At 66.3% G+C, this 985-nt stretch carries 1 protein-coding gene; it reads right to left on the bottom strand.

The annotated features are described in order from the left end of the window. Positions 1-32 precede the first annotated feature (32 nt). On the bottom strand, positions 33-985 hold a 953-nt coding region (locus tag RHBS_RS28025; RefSeq protein WP_128646940.1), incomplete at its 5' end, for an ISL3 family transposase.

The following is a 985-nucleotide window of genomic DNA, read 5'->3' as shown; positions in this document are numbered from 1 at the left end:
CGCTCACGGGTCGCTAATTCGGCTCTTCGCGGTTAGCAGTGGCATTGGTGCCGGCTGGGTGCGCCCCGACGTGACCGTCGAGTGCAGGCCCACCGTACCCGGCGGCGTTGATTGTCGGGATTGCGGAATCCGAACGCGATGCGGCCGACGTGCTTGACGATGCGGTTGTAGCCTTCACTGCGCGCATTCGACAGGCCGGTGGTGATCGCCAGGATCATCGGTTCCTGCCACGCCGAGACGGTCGTCGCCAGCTTGCCGATCTCCGGGACACGGCATGCCGCGCAGAACGTGTAGAACCGGTACAGTCTGTCCCGGATTTCATGGCGAAGGCCACCACGATCGGTGCAGCGCAACACATCGCGCAGTAGTTCTTTGGCGATCCATGCCGCAGCGATGTCCCCGTGCGGATCCGCGGAGGTCAGCTTCTCGAACAGGGCCGATCGTTGCTCATCGGTCAGGCGCTCCGCGGCCCGCAACAACCGTCGTCGATTGATCCACTCGACATCACTCTTGCGGCCGCGCCGACCCCGCTCGGCCTGGGTGACCCTGCGCCGGACGGTATCGACCATCTCGTTGGCCTTCTTGACCAGGTGGAACCGGTCCACCACCAGCTGCGCGTGCGGCAACGCCTCGCGCACCGCCTTCGAATACACCGACGACATATCGATCGCGACATGGGTGATCTGCGCCTTCCACGTCTCGTCGCGGGCGTCGAACCAGTCGATCACCACCGCCGAGGTGCGCCCGTTGACCTGCGCCAGCAACCCTTGATCGCCGGTCAGGTCGACCAGTCCGGTGTCCCACCGGTCCACCCATCTCCGTTCCCCGGTCTCGGGGCAAGTTTCCCATTTCGCCTTCCCGCGTCGGGTCTCATCGATCCCGAGGACGACCACCGGTTCGGGTTCGCCGGCCAGGGCGGCGTCGGCGACCACGACGAGGTGGCCGTGGACGGTGTGCCAGGCGCACCCGTAGTCGCCCGCGACCG

Source organism: Rhodococcus sp. BS-15 (genome assembly GCF_000813105.1).
Lineage (GTDB): Bacteria > Actinomycetota > Actinomycetes > Mycobacteriales > Mycobacteriaceae > Rhodococcoides.
Note: the sequence above shows the minus strand (reverse complement) of the source record. Positions and strands in the feature narration are given on the sequence as shown.